The organism is Bacillus sp. FSL M7-1020 (assembly GCF_038050415.1).
GTDB classification, from domain to species: domain Bacteria; phylum Bacillota; class Bacilli; order Bacillales; family Bacillaceae_G; genus Bacillus_A; species Bacillus_A toyonensis.
This window is the reverse complement of the sequence record NZ_JBBOTW010000001.1, coordinates 1361555-1380442: the sequence shown is the minus strand read 5'-3', so window position 1 is coordinate 1380442 and position 18888 is coordinate 1361555. Positions and strand designations below refer to the sequence as shown.

The following is an 18888-nucleotide window of genomic DNA, read 5'->3' as shown; positions in this document are numbered from 1 at the left end:
ATCTTTATTATGTCAGGAATCCATTCTAGAAACTATCGCTTTACCTTTCATTAAGATGACAGTTTTGTAAGATTTTCCTCAAAATAAATCCCGCCTCGAATTTCGGGCGGGATTACTTTCACTATATTCGATTCATAAACCAATATTGCGTAATGGCTAAATATTCTCGGACATTCGATGGGATGATAATTGGCTTCGGTGTTTTGGCAGGAAGCCCTTCTAATTGCAAACCTTGTTTTGCTGCTATTTTTTTCGCTCTAAACATATGGAAATCGTTTGTTACGATCATACCTTTTTTCATATTGGCTGGAATTAACGGTTTTGAGAATGTAATATTCTCATCTGTACTCGTTGATTTATCCTCCATTATAATACGGTCTTCTGCAATATTTTGTTTCATTAATCCTTGTTTCATCGCTAATGCTTCTGAAATATCTTCACCTTTTCCTTGTCCGCCAGATACGATAGCGATTGTTTTCTCATGTGATTTTAAATATTCAGCTGCTTTATCAATACGATATTGTAATGAGTACGATGGTTTCGTACCATTTACTTTCGAGCCTAATACAATGATATAATCAGCATCGTCGGTAGCTTTCATATGCCCATGCTTATAAATGTTATATTGTAAAAAAACCGCGTACACGGCGCAAACCGTTATAATTGCTATAATATACTTAATTATTTTCTTCTTTCTCATATCCATATACTCCTATGTTCTTTGCTTCTTTCATCATAATATCCATTTATTCGTTTGTATACAGACAAATTCCAAATAACCCTTATTTATCCTCTAAAAGGTAATATTTCTATTATTTTTGGGAATAGTAAGTACAACTTCGCACGAAGGAGTGTCCCTATTGCTTCTCTTTTTATGTAACGTATCATTCTTTTTTATTTTATTTTTACTATCGCTTAAGTTACTCGGTAAATCTGCATTAGCACAACTAACTCCTCATGATTTTGGGGCTATTATTTTTTTATCTTATTTAGCTTTTCAAGCCATACCAGTCGCTGGTGCTTTACAAGCATTTCTCGGTATGGTCGTTATTACATGTTTGCACTTACTTCTTACAAAATTAAGCTTACTCAACAAACTAAATCGTTTCATTCTCGGACACCCCATTATTTTAATTAAACATGGTGATATTATTTTTGAGAACTTACAAAAAAGTAGATATCCCATACCCGAATTGCTTTCTAACCTTCGCGTCGCCGGATATCCAAGTGTTCATGAAATTGAATACGCTATTTTAGAAGCGAATGGAGCCATTAGCATTTTACCAAAGCGAGAACTTGTACCATTGACTCCAAAGGATATGAATATACATGTTAAGTATGCTGGATTACCAATCGCCCTTATTGTCGATTCTCAAATTCAATACGATAACTTAAAGTTGATCCATAAAGACGAAAAGTGGTTATATAAAGAGTTAAAAGAAAAAGGCATCACAAATATTAAAAATGTGGCCTTTGCGTCTGTTCAAGAAACGGATGGGTCTTTTGCAATTAGTTTAAAAGAATGAAAAATCCCCTTACTTGCTCAAGGGGATTTTCTTCATTATATTGCTTCTTTCTTTCCTGCTATATGTAACGGAACAGGATGTTTCATACGATTCATCGTAAATACGATAATTGCTGTCAATACTTCCGCAACCGGCATAACGAGCCAAATTCCGTTTATTCCAAATAACTTTGGCATAATCCATAACAACGGAATAATAAATAGTAACCCTCGGCTCATTATAATAAGTACTGATTTCTTCGTTTGTCGCACTGATTGGAAGTACTCTCCATACACAATGTTGTAGCCTAAAAATACGTATTGGATAAAGAACAAGCTAATACCTGTTAACGTTAACTTCAATAGTTCTGGCGATTGGACATCAAATAGACCAATGATATATTTCCCGAAGAATAATCCGACAATTATCGCAATGCCTCCGAGTACAACCGCAATCTTCACAGCAAACTGTAATCCTTCACGCAATCTTTCTGATAAATTTGCACCGTAATGAAAACTTGCGATTGGTTGTAATGCTGCTCCAACACCAAAGAATAATAGTAATGCCATCGCATGAATGCTATTCACCATTGCATAGGAAGCGACTCCTACTTCTCCTGCATATTGAACGAATGCGATGTTAAAACCAATCGTTACGATTGCTACTGTACTTTCTGCTGTAAAACTTGGGAAACCAATCACCATTATTTGTTTAACTGTATCCCATTCAAAATGGAATTTCGTCCACTTTAAAATACTACTCTTTCTAAAGAAGTGAGTTAATAATACAAGGAAACCAATTGCTGCCGAAAGAATAGTCGCTGAAGCAGCACCTGTTACACCCCATCCAAAGATGAAAATAAAGATATAGTCAAACACTATGTTTAATACAGCCGTTACAACAAGACCTGCCATTGCTAAATTAGGATTTCCATCATTTCGTATAAATGTACTTAAAATATTTTCTAACACGTATATCATTCCAAATGTTAATAACACGTGTAAATAGTCTAACGCATACGGTAAAATCACTTCATTTGCACCGAATAAGTATGCTAAATCTTCTATTCTCCATACGCAAATAGCCGCTAAAACGCCTACGATAATAACTGCTACAGTCATAGATTGCGTAAAAATAGACCTTGCTCTTTCAAGTTTATTTTCGCCTAGTGCAATCGAATATAATGTTGCTCCGCCCATTCCAATCCATAATGAAATGGAGAAGAAAATCGAAAATGCTGGAATAGCGACGTTTACTCCCGCTAAACCGTTCGCTCCAACTCCCCTACTAATCATGACCGCGTCAATCACAATATTAACTGACATTAATACCATTCCGAGAACTGCTGGTATTAAATATGAAATAAATAAACTTTTTATCGGTTTTTCTCTTAATTTTTCTGTTGCTTCCATACTAATATGCTCCTTTTTTCAACGCTCTGTTCACAGTTTAAACCTTCAAGTAACTTGAAGGTCAAGAGAGAATTTAAAAATAGGTAACTTAATTATCGTCATTGATGCCGATTTGTAATTAGTACGAGTCTTACACCTTATTTCATTGTTTTTTCATTATAGGGATTTGAATTTCCGTTACTTGCTCCTCTGGATTTTCTGTTACAGACCAATCAATTAATGCAATCTCAATCGAATCTCCGCTCACTTCATATCCCTCTTGAGAGATGTATTTCATTAACTCCTTGTATGTTTCATCTGTTTCTTCATATGGTCCATGATGATAAGCACACGCAAATATACCTGCTTTAATTTCATCTGAACTATGTACTTGAAAAGGCATATAATCCAAAAGAATAAAAACACTATTGTATGATTGAAATTCATTTTGAATTAATGCTTTTTTGGCAACCGTTACACCGATATCTCCAGAGAATAAGCTATTATCTATTTGTTTCATATTCTTCTGCAACGAATGGATATAATACTCAAACATATCATCTGTTGTATTTGGTGCAACCGCAATCGCTGTAATCTTTCGCTGCGGGATTTCTTTAACTATGATTTTTTCAGCTTTTACTTTCGTCGCTTCCTTAATTACATAAATTCTATGTTCCATTTTTGCTAAAGCATACTCAATTTCTCTTTGCTTCTTTAACATCATTTCTTGTTGCTTTTCAAGTAAATTAAGCGCATAAGATGGGTTCCGCTCATCAATATATTTCTTAATTTCCTTTAACGGAATATTTAACTGTCGTAAAAATTTAATCGTATCTAACAGTGAAAACTGATCAATTGTGTAATAACGATAATTCGTTTGCGGATCGACAATAGACGGGTGAAAAATTCCTTTTTCATCATAATACCTTAATGTAGATTCTGCGATATTATGCATTTTTGCCATTTCTCCAATTGTAAAGCGTTTGTTTATTAACATATTCCATTCTCCAATTCATTAAAAATGTTTCCTTATTTCTTCTTATTATATATTGATTCCCTCTATACCTAAATCGAATCTCATCATGAAAATCTGCTATTTTTTCATTGATTTTTTATAAATTTTATTATATATTGATTACAGGTTCAAATTACAAGTTCAAAAGAACTTGTAATTTGAACCTTTGTTTAATGGTTTTTACATATTTTCATTAGGCAAATTCCGAGAAATCGTTTAATAAAAATACAAAGTGATAAGGAGAGGATCAAATGGAATTCGAATTTTTCTTTCAAATTGCACTTATTTTATTAAGTACAAAGCTTGCTGGTGACCTTAGTGTTAGATTAGGTCAACCTTCTGTACTCGGTAAATTAATTGTCGGTATCGTTATCGGTCCAGCCGTATTTGGTTGGATTGAAAACTCAGAACTTCTAACACAATTAAGTAATGTTGGTGTTATTCTTTTAATGTTTATGGCTGGACTTGAAACAGACTTAGAAGAATTAAATGCAAATCGTAACTCTTCTTTAGCAGTTGCACTCGGAGGTATCATTCTTCCATTCGTAGGTGGTTATGTTTCCGGTCTTGTTATGGGAATGGAACAAGGGAACGCTGTATTTTTAGGATTACTTCTATGTGCGACAAGTGTTAGTATTTCCGTTCAAACACTTCGCGATTTAGGTAAGATGAAAACACGTGAAAGTACAACGATGCTTGGAGCAGCTGTATTTGATGACATTCTTGTTGTTATTTTATTAGCATTCGCAATGAGCTTCTTAGGTACAGACGATGTTAACTTAACAATGGTTATCTTGAAGAAGGTCGTATTCTTCGCTTCTATTATTTTAATCGGATGGAAAGGTGTTCCAGCGATTATGCGTTGGTTATCACCACTACGCGTATCTGAGTCTATCGTGAGCGCGGCTCTTATTATCTGTTTCTCATTCGCATATTTCGGCGAATTATTAGGAATTGCTGGTATTATCGGTGCTTTCGCAGCTGGTATCGCAATTTCTCAAACGAACTACAAACATGAAGTAGAAAAGAAAGTAGAACCGATTGCTTACGCAATGTTCGTTCCAGTATTCTTTGTTAGTATCGGTATGAATATTACATTTGATGGTATTGGTAATCAAATTTGGTTCATCTTAGCATTAACAGTTATCGCTGTCTTCACAAAACTAATCGGTTGTGGATTTGGTGCACGCATGACTGGATTTGATGCAAAGTCTTCTGCAATTATCGGTGCTGGAATGGTTTCACGTGGTGAAGTTGCACTTATCATCGCAGGAACAGGTCTTTCTTCTGGACTATTAGCACAAGATTACTTTACAGCTATCGTTATTGTCGTTATTTTAACTACAATGATTACACCACCAATGTTAAAATACACTTTTGGTGCCAAAGATAAAGCAATGAAAGCAAGTAAATAAGTTTACTATAATAAAAGGAGATTACTATTTTATAAAATAGTAATCTCCTTTTTCATTTTCTCTTTAAACAATCTCATTCGTCTTTAACCATTTTTCAAAAATAGTCCTTGCTTCTTCATCATCAATATTATCACGAAATGAATATACTTTAATGCCATAGTCATCGATATATTCACCTAGCTTCATTTCCTCCACTTTCTTATAAAAATCGTCTACCTCATAGTGCGGAATATAAGCATCCCAAACTGGTTCCTTTATTCTTTTGTACGCTGTCACTTCTAAATCATATCCATCTTCATAATATCCGATGTGATAATGTTGACTAGGATCATATTTCTCCATTCATATCCCCTCCCTTTAAAAAACTACCATATTTCACGTAATAAACAAAAGCGAGCCTTATATTACAGCTCACTTTTGTTCTTTTATTTGATTAAATACGCTCCATCGCTGTCTTCAACGTACCAACAACGAAAGCAATTTCTTCACTTGAAATAACAAGAGGCGGCGCTAATGTTAAAACATTATTATACCCTGCTGTTGTCATACCGTTTCGTCCTATAATTAAACCTTTTTCTTTACAAGCATTTACAACAGTCGCGATTTTGTCGTTATCAATTGGTTCTTTCGTCTCTTTATCATTTACTAGTTCAATTCCTACTAATAGACCTTTCCCTCTAATATTTCCAACTAGCGGATGTTCCCCGATTTCTTCTTTTAATTGCTCTAATAAAAGTGAGCCCATTTGTGCAGAGCGTCCAATTAAATCTTCATTTTCCATAATCTCTAAGTTTTTAAGTGCTAATGCACAAGCCGCCGGGTTTCCACCAAATGTATTAATATGGCGGAAAAATTCATATTCCCCAGTTCCTTTAAATGCTTCATAAATTTCTTTTTTCACAGCTGTTGCTGATAATGGTAAGTATGCACTCGTAATACCTTTCGCCATCGTAACGATATCAGGCTTAACATCATAGTTCATAAATCCAAATGCTTTTCCTGTACGCCCGAAACCACAAATCACTTCATCACTAATGAGTAGCGCACCGTGTTTTTGACATGTTTCATGAACAGCTTTCATATAGTCTTGTGGTGGCATTAAAATACCTCCGCCTGTAATGATCGGCTCCATAATAAATGCGGCTATCGTTTCACTTAATTCCCATGTCATAACACGATCTACTTCTTTCACACACTCTACATCATAAATATTTTGTGATTCCATTTCTGGCATACGATAACAATCTGGCGGTGTTACGTGTAAAAATCCTGAGGCAAAAGGCTCATATTGATATCTACGCTGCGCTTGTCCCGTCGCTGCCATTGTCGCCATTGTATTTCCATGATATCCTCGGTAACGTGACATAAATTTATAACGATGTGGTTCACCTTTATGTGCATAGTATTGCCTTGCTATTTTAAAAGCTGTTTCATTCGCTTCTGACCCACTATTTGAGAAGAAAATAACATATTCTCCTCCAAGCCACTCATTTAACTTTTCAGCAAGCTTTATTGCTGGCTCATGTGATTGCGACATCGGAAAGTACGATAATGTTTGTAATTGTTCATAAGCCGCTTCTGCGAGTTCTTTTCTTCCGTACCCACTATTCACACACCAAAGACCACTCATACCATCTAAATATCTTTTTCCATGTATATCTTCAACCCAGCACCCTTCTGCTTTTGCCCCTACCATTGTACTACTTGGACTAAAGGGACGCATGCCGTGCCAAACATATTGCTCATCTTTTGCTAATAATTCGTCAGTTTGTTTCGTTTTCATCATTTCTTCCACCTTCCATAACAACTTATTTTTCACAAAAGCTGCGCTGGTGCCATGATGATTTAAATTTCTCCCTGCTTATTTTCATTCCACAAAATTATGACAAATCCTACTTACAACACAGTAATATTTATCCCGCATTAACGGGCAGTAACACACCCACCCCAAAATTCAGCTGGAGCAAAGAAGTTAGGTGGGAGATTAACTGCCCGTAAAAGCCCGATTGGTGCGGGCTAATAATCAGTGAGCATGCCCCCCACTGATTAAAGTTTCACTTTATAAGAAAATGACAAAAGAAAAAGAGCTTTTCTTTTAATACGAAAAGCTCCTCTTTTTTAATGTGAAGATGCGTCGCTAATACCATGACCAGTATTCGATTTCACAAGAATTTCATCAAACTTCGCTACATCTTCTTTCTTACTAGAGAAAATAGTTCCTAAATATGCTGCTAGGAAACCAAGCGGAATCGAAATAATGCCAGGTGTCGTATATGGGAATAAGGCTTCTCCAACAAAAATAGCTTTTCCAGCTACAGGGTTCCAGACGTTTGGACTTAACGCTACAAGAACAATTGCTGATACGAGTCCAACGACCATACCAGAAATGGCACCCGTTGTATTAAAACGCTTCCAATAGATTGTAAATAATATAACTGGTAAGTTTGCACTAGCCGCGACTGCAAATGCTAATGAAACTAAAAATGCTACGTTTAAGGTTTGCGCAAATAACGCAAGTATAATAGATACTACAGCTACTCCAATCGAAGCATAACGAGCCATTGACACTTGCTCTTTTTCCGTAGACTTTCCTTTACGGATAATCTCGTTATAAAAATCATGCGCAAATGCTGATGCTGCTGTTAATACAAGTCCTGCTACTACAGCTAAAATGGTTGCAAAGGCAATGGCTGATACGAATGCAAATAAGAAGTCCCCGCCTAATGCTTTAGCTAATAAAGGTGCTGCCATATTACCAGCTGGATTTGCTTTAATAATTGCCTCATTTCCTACAAACGCTGCTGCTCCAAACCCTAAGAAAATTGTCATAATATAAAATGCGCCAATTAACCATGTCGCATACACAACAGATTGACGTGCCGTTTTTGCATCTCGCACTGTAAAAAAGCGCACAAGAATATGTGGTAATCCAGCTGTACCAAGGACTAGTCCTAAATTTAAAGACAGTGTATCAAGACCATCTTTATACTTTACTCCTGGATTTAAAAACGAATCTTTTAATGGTGTAGCTGTTTTCATTTGAGCAAACATTTCAGTCACACTAAAATTAAATTTTGCAAAAACGATAACAGAAATAATAAATGTACCAGCCATTAGTAATACAGCCTTAACAATTTGTACCCAACTCGTAGCAGTCATACCACCAAAAATAACGTACACTGTCATTAATGTGCCAACGATTAAAACTGCTGTCGTATATTCTATTCCTAATAATAATTTAATAAGTGCACCCGCACCGACTAATTGGGCAATCATATAAAAAATTGAAATTGTCATCGTATTCAGGGCAGCAATACCGCGAACTTTTTTCGCATCAAAACGCGCTGCAATCATATCTGCCAATGTGTACTTTCCTAAATTTCTAAGCGGTTCTGCAACTAGGTATAATACAACTAAATACGCAACTAAAAATCCAATACTATAAAAAAATCCATCAAATCCAGTTAACGCTATCGCTCCAGCAATACCGAGGAATGACGCAGCAGACATATAATCCCCAGCAATGGCCAGACCATTTTGCCAACCCGTTAATCCCCCTCCAGCCGTATAAAACTCACTCGCATTTTTCGTTTTTTTCGATGCAAAATAGGTTATGACGAGCGTACCAAGAACAATAATTAAAAATAGTGCAAACGCAGTAGTATTCAAATTCAACTCCTCCCTTTTTGCATATCTTGTAGAATTTTCCGCGAAATTTCATCAAAGGATTGAGCTTTCTTACTATAAATCATACATAATGACCATGTCATAATAAATTGCGCAAAAGCAAATACCCATGCCCATGTCACATCACCGAATGCTGGTGTATTAAGCACTTTCGAATACGATGTTAAAATAGGTAGCGCAATAAAAAAACTGAAAAAGAAAATACTCATTGGAACGATAAACTTCTTCTTCTTATTTAATAACAATTGAAATTCTTCTGACTGAACAACCTCTGTATAATTCACTTCATTTTGCAACTTACGTGCTGACGTATCATCTCGTTTCATCCCCTACTCCCCTCTCCAACTCGAAATACACTTCCCCTTCGTATACACAAAGACTAAATTTTATAAATATTCAGAAACTTAATTTCATTTTAGACAATCCATACATTCCTGCAAAGATTTTTCGGTAGACATTTTTCGTCAATTTTCTCTAAATTTTTAATATACTTTTTCACAATAAAGTGCAACTTAAATCCGTATGGGTTTCGTACACCCCACACCGATTATTAGCCCGATTCTAACAAATACCCGTACACATTTTTTCCTCGTTAAGAAAGAAGTGGTGCTTAATTCAACGTCTTTTCCATCTTTAAGCGTTCCAAATATAAAATCGAATACTGGATTTGAAACACCAAACCAAAACTTTTCGTTTTTATAATGGTGTAATATATGCTGTTTTTTTAGCCACCTTCCAAACTTAGTGACGGGACGAATCGGCTTATGTGCAATATAACGTTTCCATTCATAAACAAGGAGCATGATAATCAATCCGATTCCAAATGAAAGTGTAACGGTAACACTTTTTGTAATACCATATGATATAAGTAAATATATAGTAAAGCTAGGTACACTAAACCATACAGGCAAAAATAAAAGTTTCAAATCATCTGGGTATACGTGATGATCATAATGTAATCTTCTTAACATTTTTAATAAAAATACGTTTTTAGGCGGCTTTAAATGGAATAAAAAACAATACCAAACAGACACGCTAACATACCGATCCATGTGAAAAATTGCATTTTTAAAATAATGATGAAAATAAATAAAATACTATACATAATAACAATATCATGCTGTAAAAAGAACTCTTTCCCTACTCTCTTCATCTTACTTCCCCTTTTTCAAAAAAAACAGCCGCAACGTATCGTTACGACTATTTCTTTTCTATTCACTTTACAAATTTGCCCGCTGTTCTATTGTCGAGAAAAAATTGTTTGTTCCAAATATATTTTGCTTCGGAATAATGTGTTCTACTGCAAACACTGTTACTTCTCCCCTTTGTACCTCTCCAATAATGAGTCCAAATACTTCATGATTTACTGCAAACGTTGGTTGTTTCGTTTGTAGCAATCTGGCTGCAGTATTAAATACCGCTTCATATAATGGATCCCTATCAGTAATTTCTTTTCGGATTTTTGGTGCTAACGTAATAATAATTTCTTTTCCGTCAATAGTGGTTCGATACATAAAAATCTCCCCTTCAATCTTATGTGAACAACTGTAAAGCTTTGTATGCAAAATGGATAGAATATCCTACTAAAATAATACCTGCTCCGGCTGTTATGTAGCCAAGTGCTTTCTGTTTTAATAAAGTCCTTCCAAAATGTACAGAAAAAGCAATATTTAAATTCCATAAAATAATACCAACAATAATGCATAGACTGTACAAGAAAGCTTCTTGTTTCGTTACCTTCGTAAGCAATGAGCTAAGTGTGCTTCCATATATACCAAACCAAAAAACAAGATTTAATGGATTGGATATAGCAATTAAAAATCCTGCCATAAACGATTGTTTAAGGCCACCTACCTCTTCTTTTTTATATTCCATATTCGAGTGGGAAATTCCTTGTTTTACACTTTGAAATCCTAAATAAAATAATAAGAAAAACCCCGTGCAGTACATAAAAGCTTGTACGTATGTATACATAAACACAGAAGATAAACCGAAATAAATGAGAAGCATAAACAAAATATCTGCAGTCATTCCACCAATTCCAACAACCCACGCATGCCAAAACCCGCGTTCAATTCCTCGTTTTAACATTTCAATATTAATTGGACCTACTGGTGCCGCTAATGAAATACCTAATACAATTTGCTGTATAATTGCTCCAAACATCGCTCTATCCTTTCTACTTCCTTTACTATTAAGTAATGATGTAACCTTTAAAAATAGACTAGCTTTCATAATAAAATACCCTTTTTTATCCAAAATATACAAAAGAGCCATCTAGATGATGGCTCTTATTTCTCTACCTTATGATGAAAAGGACATTTCTCTTTTATTGGCTCAATATCGTCTCCAATAAAATATTGTTTCCATTCTCGATGGTCAGGATCACCGTAATGACTAATGTTAGGATGTTTCGGCAGCTGATCCCACTTTTCAACTCGTTCACGAACCATTTGTCTTGAATACGCCCCTTTGGGACGATCACCTTCTAATCCATCGAAAATGGTACGTGGCTGAAATCCAATAACGAGTGAATTTCCTAAATGCCTAGTCTTTCTCTGTTTATAAGCCGGTGCATTCCCAAATGCAAATATCGGTTCACCACCGAATGAAAATTCCCATAAATAATGATTTGGATCTTCAGGAACTTGCTGCGGCCATGTTTGATTATCGTGTTCATGTAAATACTGTAGTACTTTCCAAAAGTAATCACGATAATATTCAAGTGATTGTTCTTCACATTCCGGTTCCACAAAAAGAAAAAAGCCTCTTCTTACAATCGGTCGCTCTTTCATTAACTCTAAAAAAGATAACATTGTATGTGGCAAATGACTCCAATCATTATGAGAAAGAAATGAATAACGAAGTTCATTCTTTTTCAACGCTGTTAAACCGAAATAACATGGGAAAGTTGCATCTAACACGACGCTTGAAAAATTTTGAAATTCTTTTGCAACCCAATTCGGTATATCCGTTCTCATTCTCATTCCTTCATTATCTAATAAGTACGACTCGTTCATTCTTTCACCTCATTATGTATAGCATTCAATAAAGAATATTACATAACCAGCCTGTCCTATACCTTTTTGAACATTTGACCAGAAAATTATTTAAAAATACAAAAAATAAAATCGCTTACTTGACTAATTTCTACCAATTCGTGTATATTTAAATTAATCATTTAGCAGAATATTCAAGATTATAGCATTTTTAGTTTATATTATCTTTTCAAATGAATTTCACTAAATGAAAAAAGCAAATGTTTTTAGGAGGAATTGTAACATGCAAGGAAAAGTAAAATGGTTTAACAACGAAAAAGGTTTTGGATTTATCGAAATGGACGGCGCTGACGATGTATTCGTACATTTCTCTGCTATTCAAGGTGACGGCTACAAAGCTTTAGAAGAAGGTCAAGAAGTATCTTTCGATATCACTGAAGGAAACCGTGGACCTCAAGCTGCTAACGTAGTAAAACTTTAATCCAACATATGACAGGAGGTTACCTTACTTGGTAACCTCCTTTGTTATTCCTTTGTATATTTCCGTTTTACAGAGCGAAAACTATGTGAAATGCGCAATTCACAAAGGAGGCAATTACAATGGGTTCAGAAGTAAATGATTTTGAAGAAGTGAAATTCCGTGTAGAAACAGCACAAAAAATGGTAGGTTCTGCAACAATTTCAATGGATCCAGACACACTGGAGCATGCCACTACTGCAGTAGAAGCAGCTCGCTCTCAACTTGAGATTATGAAATCTGTTGCAACAGATTTAGATGAGCCATTTTTAATGAATGAGGAAAAGAAATTAAGTAAGTGCGAGCATCAATTACATGAAGCGAAGCACTAAAAAAACATCCAGAGAGTTTTCTCTGGATGTTTTTTATGACAACTGTTCTCCATATTTTTTCAACGTTTCTCCAACTGTACATTGCCTAATACAAAATGAATGGGCATAATATTTACTATTCGTTTTCCGATTATGTTCTCGTAAAAAACATCCTTCACAATACGTTTCTAATAAGTCATTTACCTCTGTAATGAGTTGCTTTTTATCCACCTTTGCACCTCTCTATTCGGTTATTTCTTTATGACTATCAATGACTGTCCCTTCTAATGCTTGCGTTGCTAATTGATGTGCTTCTTTATTTTGTTTTCTAGATATTGGCTCACATACAAGCTTTAATTTCATTTGCTTCGCCTTTCGTTCAATTTGATCTAAGTAATGATTTAAATGCTCATCATAGCAAGGCCATTCTCCAGCCAATTGCTGCAGTACAACTTGAGAGTCTCCACGAAGCGTAACTGCTTCATACTTAATCCCTAATTCTTCGAGTATATTTATACCGTATAATAATGATGCATATTCGGCTTCATTATTATCATATATACCTTCTATATATGCGTTGCGGCGAATTCGGTAGTTTATATTTCCTTTTTTATAATACACACATATACCTACTCCAGCTTCTTTCGTCTGAAGATCATACCCACCATCAAAATAAACATGTATTTCTTGAATCTCTTCCTCCACTTGTTTACTCAGCTTCTTCATTTCTTTTAATGACCATTCTGCATCCATTTCATCGTAAAATAAAAGTTCTTTCGCTCTTCCTGTTTTCTCAAAATCCTCCGCAAATTGAAGTACTTCTTCTATGTTCATATAATCTGTCGTTAATTCCGTCTGCAATCCGCGTTTTGTTTTATATAACCAATGAATTTTATATTTCATGCTAAATTCCCCTTATATAAGAATTCTTATTTATATTTTATTATATTTTATCAAGAGTCACAGTATTATATTCAATATAATCACATACAAAAAGAGCTATCCCATTGGAATAGCTCTTTCATCTATTACATAAATCTTTCAAATTGTACTCGCTTATTAATCCAGTACATTACAGGCATACCAATCGCCATTACTACGAATTCACCTGCTGCACATGTTAACCAAGTCCACATAAATGGTAAATCAAATGCAAGATGAAGTTCAATTGCAATCATAAACATTGTAATCGTAAAGATAACTGTATTAAAAATCATACGAGCCCAAACACCTTTAATGAATCGCATAGAAATAATCGTTGCAACTAATGCAAGAATAGATTGCCCTACTCCAAATACTAAATCATAAGCGACCATAGGTGAGAAAAAGAGATTCGTTAAAAATACACCTAATACAATTCCGTAACTTGCTTTCTTATTAAATACAACGAGATGATTAAACATCTCTGAAATACGAAACTGTACACCTGTAAAGCCAAATGGCTGAATAAGTATAGAAACAGCAATATATAATGCCGCTATAATACCATTACCAACTATTGTTCTTATATTCATGACAAAATCTCCTTAGTTTTTTTACGTGGGATGGTTTCGAACCACGTTATTCGTTTTTTAAGCAACAAGATTATATTCTACGCATTAGACACTCTTTCGTCAATAGATTCCTATCATCAACTACCTTTTTTCTTTTAGACAACGTATAATGAAACATATGAAAGATTTAGGAGGTTTCACTTCATGACAGCAACAATACAAAATGAAAAAGTAATCGTTTCCATTTCTGACAAAGGTGCAGAATTGCAAAGCGTTCGCTTAAAAGAAGATAACACAGAATATTTATGGCAAGGTGATTCTACTTATTGGGGACGTCGCGCACCAATTTTATTCCCAATTGTCGGCCGATTAGTAGATAATACATACTACGTAGATGGTAAACCATATTCTTTAACTCAACACGGTTTCGCTCGTGATCTTACGTTCTCTGTAAAAGAACAAAGTGAAACAAAAATCACTTATATCGTTACTAGTAATGAAGAAACATTAAAAAAATATCCTTACGAATTTGAACTACTCATTTCTTATGAGGTAGAAGAACAAAATATACATGTTACATATGAAGTAAACAATCCTGCTTCAAAAGAGATGTTCTTCTCAATCGGAGCGCACCCTGGATTCAACTTCCCACTATTAGACGGCGAATCATTTACAGATTATCATCTATCATTTAACGGTTCTGAACGCTTAGAAACAAGTGTATTAGAAGGACCTTATCTTTCAAGTAAAAAACAATTAATCGCTGAAAATACGAATGAATTGCCACTTACATACGATTTATTCAAAAATGATGCACTTATTTTTGAAAATATGAATACGAATGAAATTTCTATTCGTTCTCATAAACATAATAAATTTGTAAAAGTAGAATTTGCAGGATTTCCATTTGTCGGCGTATGGACACCAGGAGATAACGCACCTTTCTTATGTATTGAACCTTGGTATGGAATCGCTGATGAAATAAATCCAGCAAAAGATTTCAAGGAAAAAAAAGGAATTCAATCTTTACAAGCGAATGAAACATTTACATGCCGTTACAGCATCACAATCGGATAAAGTGAAACTTTAATCAGTGGGGGATATTCATCCCCACTGATTATTAGCCTTCACCAATCGGGCATTTACGGGCAGTTGATCACCCACCTAACTTCATTGTTTCAGCCGAGTTTTGAGGTGGGTGTCTTACTGCCCGTTAACGCGGGATAAGTACTCTATCCCCTACTTCAAAAAAACATTTAAGTAGGGGATAATCTTATAATTTGGAGGTTTCTCATTTTGATTGAAGTGTATATTGATGGTGCATCAAAAGGAAATCCTGGTCCTTCTGGTGCGGGAGTATTTATTAAAGGCATACAGCCACCTGTACAATTATCATTACCACTTGGAACAATGTCCAATCATGAAGCGGAATATCATGCTTTACTTGCAGCATTAAAGTATTGCACGGAGCATAATTATAACATTGTCTCTTTTCGTACAGATTCGCAACTTGTCGAGCGAGCTGTTGAAAAAGAATACGCAAAAAATAAAATGTTTGCACCACTATTAGAGGAAGCACTACAGTACATAAAAAGTTTCGATCTCTTTTTTATTAAGTGGATTCCAAGTAGTCAAAATAAAGTCGCTGATGAATTAGCTAGAAAAGCTATCTTACAAAATTAACGGGGGTATGAGTGTGAAAAAAGAGTGGCTTGCTCCTCTCGCTTTATTATTTGTCTCTTTTATTTGGGGAGCTACGTTTGTTGTCGTTCAAAATGCTATGTCTTTCGTTGGTCCATTTACGTTTAATGGCCTTCGCTTTTTATTCGCCGGAATTATTTTATTATTTGTTCAAATGATTTTCTCACAAAAAACTTCGAAACAAGATATAAAGCAGAGTAGTTTTGCCGGATTAATTGTTGGATTCTTTTTATGCGTTGGCTATTTATTACAAACATTCGGCTTACTCTATACAACTTCTTCAAAAGCAGGTTTCTTAACAGGACTAAGCATTGTTATGGTTCCAATCTTATCTTTTATCTTTTTAAAACAAAAGGCTACCATTTTCGTCGTACTCGGTATCACTGTGGCAACAGCCGGTTTATATTTATTAACAGCTGCTGATTCTTTTCAATTAAATATAGGAGATATACTTGTTCTCGGTTGCGCAATCGCATTCGCTGCCCATATTCTCATTAACGGTTTCTTTTCTAAGAAAATATCACCTTTATTACTAAGCACATCTCAAGTATTAGCTGTAGGTATATTTTCTTCTATTTGCGCTTTTTTGTTTGAAGATTGGGAAAAATTATTTTCAGTATCGCTATGGACAAATCATTCCTTTTTATTCGCCCTATTTCTAACTTCCTTATTTGCGACATCCATTGCTTTTTTCATTCAAACATCAGCTCAGAAACATACTTCCCCAACGAGAGTAGCAATTATTTTCGCAATGGAGCCCGTTTTTGCTGCATTAACAGGCGTTCTCGTTGCTAACGAACAACTTTCTATGTCTGCTATTTTCGGATGTCTATGTATTTTTCTAGGCATGATTTTTGTTGAGCTACCTTCCAAAATAAAAAAAGAAGCGCAGGCCGCGTGAAGTTACGCTTGTAACTTCCGCATAAAAGCCTTAGCGCTTTTTTTATCTGTAATTTCTTCTTCTTTCAATCGTTCTAATAACGCAACAAAATAACTGCCATCAAACTGTAATTGATGTTTAATTGTCGCTTCTATTGCTGCGTTCACAATTCCATCAGATGCACCAGTATATCCTTGCCCGAACATAATAAACCCTTGTGCTTCCTCTGATAATTTAAATCCTTTCGTATGTAAGAATGAAAGATAATCTTCTACTGTTTGCATGATATTCCCACCTACTCAAAAATTCTCCACTTCCTATCATACATGTTTTTACACACTATGAGAATGAAATTTCTTTGACAACTTTGTAAATCAATCGTTTACTTCGCTTGCAATGGAGGATTTCCTAACAATCTGAAGGAATATGTACAGTGGAACTTATTTCATATTAAAGGGGAGACACGATGAAACAAGCACTATTAATTATCGATGCTCAACAAGAATTAATTGATGGAAATGAGCAAGAAAATGAAGTTTTTCGTAAAACTGAGTTATTAGCTACACTAAATACAGCTGTACAGAAAGCAATTGATTCAAATGCCCTTATTGTTTTCGTAAGAGATATCGATGTTGCTTCTGGTAGCGGCGTGGGATTTGAAGTACATAATCAAATTCAAGTACCTCAGTCTGCAATCCTTATTAATAAAGCAGCAACGAATTCATTCTATGGCACTTCTTTACTTGAACTTTTAAAAGAAGAAAAAATTAACCATATTGTGATAGGTGGATGTAAAACTGAACATTGTATTGACACAGCTGTTAGGACAGCAACTGTACAAGGATTTGACGTTACATTAATTAAAAACGGTCATTCCACAACTGATTCTAACGTATTGTCTGCAGAGCAAATTATTGGTCATCACAATAAAATTTTACACGGTCATTATAACGTTGATCATTTTTCTATGGTGAGAGATATCGAGGAAGACCTCTTCCAACCAACTCACGACCAATATCGTGATTAATAAACAAAGAATCCTTCATTCAGAAGGATTCTTTGTTACCCAAAAATTTGTGCTGCAATACTATATAGTTCTCCATTTCTTTTCAAAAATTGATCACTATTTTTCATCATAATTGGTGGTGTATTCACCTTTTTAAAACCAGTAACCTCTAATTCTTTCACAAAATCTTTCTTTACTTCTGGTACATCTATTCTTAATTTCCCATTATGCCCTTTTGCTAAATAATGAACAATATTTATTGCCATCTCATCATTTTTAGCAACTACCGGTCCTAATATTTTATTTTCCGGCGTTTGTATACTCAAACCATATCCTAGTATATTTTGTTCCTTATCCTTCACAACAGTGCACTGTTCACTTTGCATCATTCTTTTCTTTAAAAACTCTTTTCTATTTGTTCCAAACGCATATTCATCTATTTTTATTATTTCTTCTAAATCACCCTCTTCATAATCCATCATATATTCTTCATTTCTTGCACATTTATAATTCGTATTGTACGAGTTACATATGTATTTAGAAACATAGCTTACCACCCTAAATCCTAGCTTTTCGTATAAATACTTCCCTTCATCTGTAGCAATAAGCATAATTGGTGTTCGAGCTGATACGCTATTCATGCATGAATGCGTTATCGCCTTTCCAATTCCTCTTCCCTTATAATCTGGATGTACAATTACCATTCCGATAGACGCTACTTTCTCCCCATATAATATTATTGCCGCGCTAGCAATAAGTTTCTTTCTCTCATTCCACACGCCGTATACAATGCCTGCGTTAAAAATCGTTTCAATTTCTTCTCTGCTATAATCCCAACCAATATAAGAAGATAATGCTACAATATCGCCTATTTCTTCTTCCCTAAGACGATCCACCCTAATTTCCAATTCAATCATACTCCATCCCCTTATCTAGACATTTAAATCATTATTACTAAATCAACTTGT

The 18888-nt window shown here is 34.8% G+C and carries 23 protein-coding genes, 1 pseudogene and 1 riboswitch; of the genes and pseudogenes, 8 read left to right on the top strand and 16 right to left on the bottom strand.

Translation table 11 applies throughout. The annotated features are described in order from the left end of the window. Nucleotides 1-121: 121 nt before the first annotated feature. Nucleotides 122-700: a YdcF family protein gene (locus tag MHB70_RS07165; RefSeq protein WP_001227661.1), complete on the bottom strand. Its 579-nt coding sequence runs from the start codon at nt 698-700 to the stop codon at nt 122-124. A gap of 160 nt (nt 701-860) precedes the next feature. On the opposite strand from MHB70_RS07165, the gene MHB70_RS07160 reads away from it, so the two are divergent. Further along, complete coding sequence (locus tag MHB70_RS07160; RefSeq protein WP_000923918.1) at nt 861-1526, top strand: DUF421 domain-containing protein; 666 nt, start codon at nt 861-863, stop codon at nt 1524-1526. Nucleotides 1527-1561: 35 nt separating this feature from the next. Here MHB70_RS07160 and MHB70_RS07155 read toward each other — a convergent pair whose 3' ends face one another. After that, nucleotides 1562-2917: an MATE family efflux transporter gene (locus tag MHB70_RS07155; RefSeq protein ID WP_000388385.1), complete on the bottom strand. Its 1356-nt coding sequence runs from the start codon at nt 2915-2917 to the stop codon at nt 1562-1564. Nucleotides 2918-3059: 142 nt separating this feature from the next. Then, nucleotides 3060-3893 carry a MerR family transcriptional regulator gene (locus MHB70_RS07150; RefSeq protein WP_000906738.1) on the bottom strand — a complete coding sequence of 278 codons (834 nt, stop codon included), beginning with the start codon at nt 3891-3893 and terminating at the stop codon, nt 3060-3062. A 269-nt stretch (nt 3894-4162) separates the two neighbouring features. Here MHB70_RS07150 and MHB70_RS07145 point away from each other — a divergent pair, with 269 nt between their 5' ends. Beyond that, the gene (locus MHB70_RS07145; protein WP_000393883.1) at nt 4163-5326 is read left to right on the top strand and encodes a cation:proton antiporter; all 1164 of its coding nucleotides are present in this window, start codon (nt 4163-4165) and stop codon (nt 5324-5326) included. A gap of 63 nt (nt 5327-5389) precedes the next feature. Here the strand turns inward: MHB70_RS07145 and MHB70_RS07140 are convergent, their stop codons facing one another. The 8 genes and pseudogenes from MHB70_RS07140 to MHB70_RS07105 form a co-directional block, all read right to left on the bottom strand. Further along, a complete protein-coding gene (locus MHB70_RS07140) occupies nt 5390-5668 on the bottom strand; it encodes a DUF3986 family protein (protein ID WP_000417075.1) in 279 nt (92 codons plus the stop codon). Between the two features lie 91 nt (nt 5669-5759). Beyond that, nucleotides 5760-7109 carry an aspartate aminotransferase family protein gene (locus MHB70_RS07135; protein ID WP_000850992.1) on the bottom strand — a complete coding sequence of 450 codons (1350 nt, stop codon included), beginning with the start codon at nt 7107-7109 and terminating at the stop codon, nt 5760-5762. A gap of 335 nt (nt 7110-7444) precedes the next feature. Then, nucleotides 7445-8995: a solute symporter family protein gene (locus MHB70_RS07130; RefSeq protein WP_001098226.1), complete on the bottom strand. Its 1551-nt coding sequence runs from the start codon at nt 8993-8995 to the stop codon at nt 7445-7447. Between the two features lie 2 nt (nt 8996-8997). Continuing rightward, nucleotides 8998-9339: a DUF485 domain-containing protein gene (locus MHB70_RS07125; RefSeq protein WP_061530142.1), complete on the bottom strand. Its 342-nt coding sequence runs from the start codon at nt 9337-9339 to the stop codon at nt 8998-9000. Nucleotides 9340-9525: 186 nt separating this feature from the next. After that, nucleotides 9526-10166 (bottom strand): annotated as a pseudogene (locus tag MHB70_RS07120) (sterol desaturase family protein). A 67-nt stretch (nt 10167-10233) separates the two neighbouring features. Further along, entirely contained in the window at nt 10234-10527 is a 294-nt protein-coding gene (locus tag MHB70_RS07115) for a hypothetical protein (RefSeq protein WP_000286358.1), read from the bottom strand. Between the two features lie 19 nt (nt 10528-10546). Continuing rightward, nucleotides 10547-11179: a LysE family transporter gene (locus MHB70_RS07110; protein ID WP_000466560.1), complete on the bottom strand. Its 633-nt coding sequence runs from the start codon at nt 11177-11179 to the stop codon at nt 10547-10549. 125 nt (nt 11180-11304) lie between these two features. Next, entirely contained in the window at nt 11305-12033 is a 729-nt protein-coding gene (locus tag MHB70_RS07105; protein WP_001005935.1) for a YqcI/YcgG family protein, read from the bottom strand. A gap of 262 nt (nt 12034-12295) precedes the next feature. On the opposite strand from MHB70_RS07105, the gene cspB reads away from it, so the two are divergent. Continuing rightward, nucleotides 12296-12493, top strand: a complete 198-nt coding sequence (gene cspB, locus MHB70_RS07100; RefSeq protein WP_001161728.1) for a cold shock-like protein CspB — start codon at nt 12296-12298, stop codon at nt 12491-12493. Nucleotides 12494-12612: 119 nt separating this feature from the next. Next, entirely contained in the window at nt 12613-12861 is a 249-nt protein-coding gene (locus MHB70_RS07095) for a DUF2564 family protein (protein ID WP_000534393.1), read from the top strand. A 33-nt stretch (nt 12862-12894) separates the two neighbouring features. Here the strand turns inward: MHB70_RS07095 and MHB70_RS07090 are convergent, their stop codons facing one another. The 3 genes from MHB70_RS07090 to MHB70_RS07080 form a co-directional block, all read right to left on the bottom strand. Continuing rightward, on the bottom strand, nt 12895-13071 hold the full coding sequence (locus MHB70_RS07090; protein WP_000358801.1) for a zinc-finger domain-containing protein: 177 nt from the start codon (nt 13069-13071) through the stop codon (nt 12895-12897). A 12-nt stretch (nt 13072-13083) separates the two neighbouring features. After that, a complete protein-coding gene (locus tag MHB70_RS07085; RefSeq protein WP_000875536.1) occupies nt 13084-13743 on the bottom strand; it encodes a ribonuclease H family protein in 660 nt (219 codons plus the stop codon). A gap of 125 nt (nt 13744-13868) precedes the next feature. Next, nucleotides 13869-14354 carry a QueT transporter family protein gene (locus MHB70_RS07080; RefSeq protein WP_001026462.1) on the bottom strand — a complete coding sequence of 162 codons (486 nt, stop codon included), beginning with the start codon at nt 14352-14354 and terminating at the stop codon, nt 13869-13871. Between the two features lie 6 nt (nt 14355-14360). Continuing rightward, nucleotides 14361-14405, bottom strand: a riboswitch (PreQ1 riboswitch). Nucleotides 14406-14537: 132 nt separating this feature from the next. Here MHB70_RS07080 and MHB70_RS07075 point away from each other — a divergent pair. From MHB70_RS07075 to MHB70_RS07065, 3 genes are all read left to right on the top strand, one after another. Next, a complete protein-coding gene (locus MHB70_RS07075) occupies nt 14538-15410 on the top strand; it encodes an aldose 1-epimerase family protein (protein ID WP_000127408.1) in 873 nt (290 codons plus the stop codon). 219 nt (nt 15411-15629) lie between these two features. After that, nucleotides 15630-16016, top strand: coding sequence for a reverse transcriptase-like protein (locus MHB70_RS07070; protein ID WP_000573867.1), 387 nt, complete (start codon nt 15630-15632; stop codon nt 16014-16016). A gap of 13 nt (nt 16017-16029) precedes the next feature. Next, on the top strand, nt 16030-16935 hold the full coding sequence (locus MHB70_RS07065; protein WP_000712625.1) for a DMT family transporter: 906 nt from the start codon (nt 16030-16032) through the stop codon (nt 16933-16935). A gap of 2 nt (nt 16936-16937) precedes the next feature. On the opposite strand, the gene MHB70_RS07060 is transcribed toward MHB70_RS07065, so the two are convergent. Further along, entirely contained in the window at nt 16938-17198 is a 261-nt protein-coding gene (locus MHB70_RS07060) for a DUF6123 family protein (RefSeq protein ID WP_001195212.1), read from the bottom strand. Nucleotides 17199-17380: 182 nt separating this feature from the next. Between MHB70_RS07060 and MHB70_RS07055 the strand changes: the two genes are divergently transcribed. Then, entirely contained in the window at nt 17381-17941 is a 561-nt protein-coding gene (locus MHB70_RS07055) for a cysteine hydrolase family protein (RefSeq protein WP_000806314.1), read from the top strand. A 35-nt stretch (nt 17942-17976) separates the two neighbouring features. Here the strand turns inward: MHB70_RS07055 and MHB70_RS07050 are convergent, their stop codons facing one another. Next, nucleotides 17977-18837, bottom strand: coding sequence for a GNAT family N-acetyltransferase (locus MHB70_RS07050; RefSeq protein WP_000571005.1), 861 nt, complete (start codon nt 18835-18837; stop codon nt 17977-17979). Nucleotides 18838-18888: the final 51 nt, after the last annotated feature.

What these genes read in the sequence shown, in the direction of transcription:
- MHB70_RS07165 (WP_001227661.1), bottom strand. Translation starts at nt 700, where the DNA reads ATGAGAAAGAAGAAAATAATTAAGTATATTATAGCAATTATAACGGTT.
- MHB70_RS07155 (WP_000388385.1), bottom strand. Translation starts at nt 2,917, where the DNA reads ATGGAAGCAACAGAAAAATTAAGAGAAAAACCGATAAAAAGTTTATTT.
- MHB70_RS07150 (WP_000906738.1), bottom strand. Translation starts at nt 3,893, where the DNA reads ATGTTAATAAACAAACGCTTTACAATTGGAGAAATGGCAAAAATGCAT.
- MHB70_RS07145 (WP_000393883.1), top strand. Translation starts at nt 4,163, where the DNA reads ATGGAATTCGAATTTTTCTTTCAAATTGCACTTATTTTATTAAGTACA.
- MHB70_RS07140 (WP_000417075.1), bottom strand. Translation starts at nt 5,668, where the DNA reads ATGGAGAAATATGATCCTAGTCAACATTATCACATCGGATATTATGAA.
- MHB70_RS07135 (WP_000850992.1), bottom strand. Translation starts at nt 7,109, where the DNA reads ATGAAAACGAAACAAACTGACGAATTATTAGCAAAAGATGAGCAATAT.
- MHB70_RS07125 (WP_061530142.1), bottom strand. Translation starts at nt 9,339, where the DNA reads ATGAAACGAGATGATACGTCAGCACGTAAGTTGCAAAATGAAGTGAAT.
- MHB70_RS07115 (WP_000286358.1), bottom strand. Translation starts at nt 10,527, where the DNA reads ATGTATCGAACCACTATTGACGGAAAAGAAATTATTATTACGTTAGCA.
- MHB70_RS07110 (WP_000466560.1), bottom strand. Translation starts at nt 11,179, where the DNA reads ATGTTTGGAGCAATTATACAGCAAATTGTATTAGGTATTTCATTAGCG.
- MHB70_RS07105 (WP_001005935.1), bottom strand. Translation starts at nt 12,033, where the DNA reads ATGAACGAGTCGTACTTATTAGATAATGAAGGAATGAGAATGAGAACG.
- cspB (WP_001161728.1), top strand. Translation starts at nt 12,296, where the DNA reads ATGCAAGGAAAAGTAAAATGGTTTAACAACGAAAAAGGTTTTGGATTT.
- MHB70_RS07095 (WP_000534393.1), top strand. Translation starts at nt 12,613, where the DNA reads ATGGGTTCAGAAGTAAATGATTTTGAAGAAGTGAAATTCCGTGTAGAA.
- MHB70_RS07085 (WP_000875536.1), bottom strand. Translation starts at nt 13,743, where the DNA reads ATGAAATATAAAATTCATTGGTTATATAAAACAAAACGCGGATTGCAG.
- MHB70_RS07080 (WP_001026462.1), bottom strand. Translation starts at nt 14,354, where the DNA reads ATGAATATAAGAACAATAGTTGGTAATGGTATTATAGCGGCATTATAT.
- MHB70_RS07075 (WP_000127408.1), top strand. Translation starts at nt 14,538, where the DNA reads ATGACAGCAACAATACAAAATGAAAAAGTAATCGTTTCCATTTCTGAC.
- MHB70_RS07060 (WP_001195212.1), bottom strand. Translation starts at nt 17,198, where the DNA reads ATGCAAACAGTAGAAGATTATCTTTCATTCTTACATACGAAAGGATTT.
- MHB70_RS07055 (WP_000806314.1), top strand. Translation starts at nt 17,381, where the DNA reads ATGAAACAAGCACTATTAATTATCGATGCTCAACAAGAATTAATTGAT.
- MHB70_RS07050 (WP_000571005.1), bottom strand. Translation starts at nt 18,837, where the DNA reads ATGATTGAATTGGAAATTAGGGTGGATCGTCTTAGGGAAGAAGAAATA.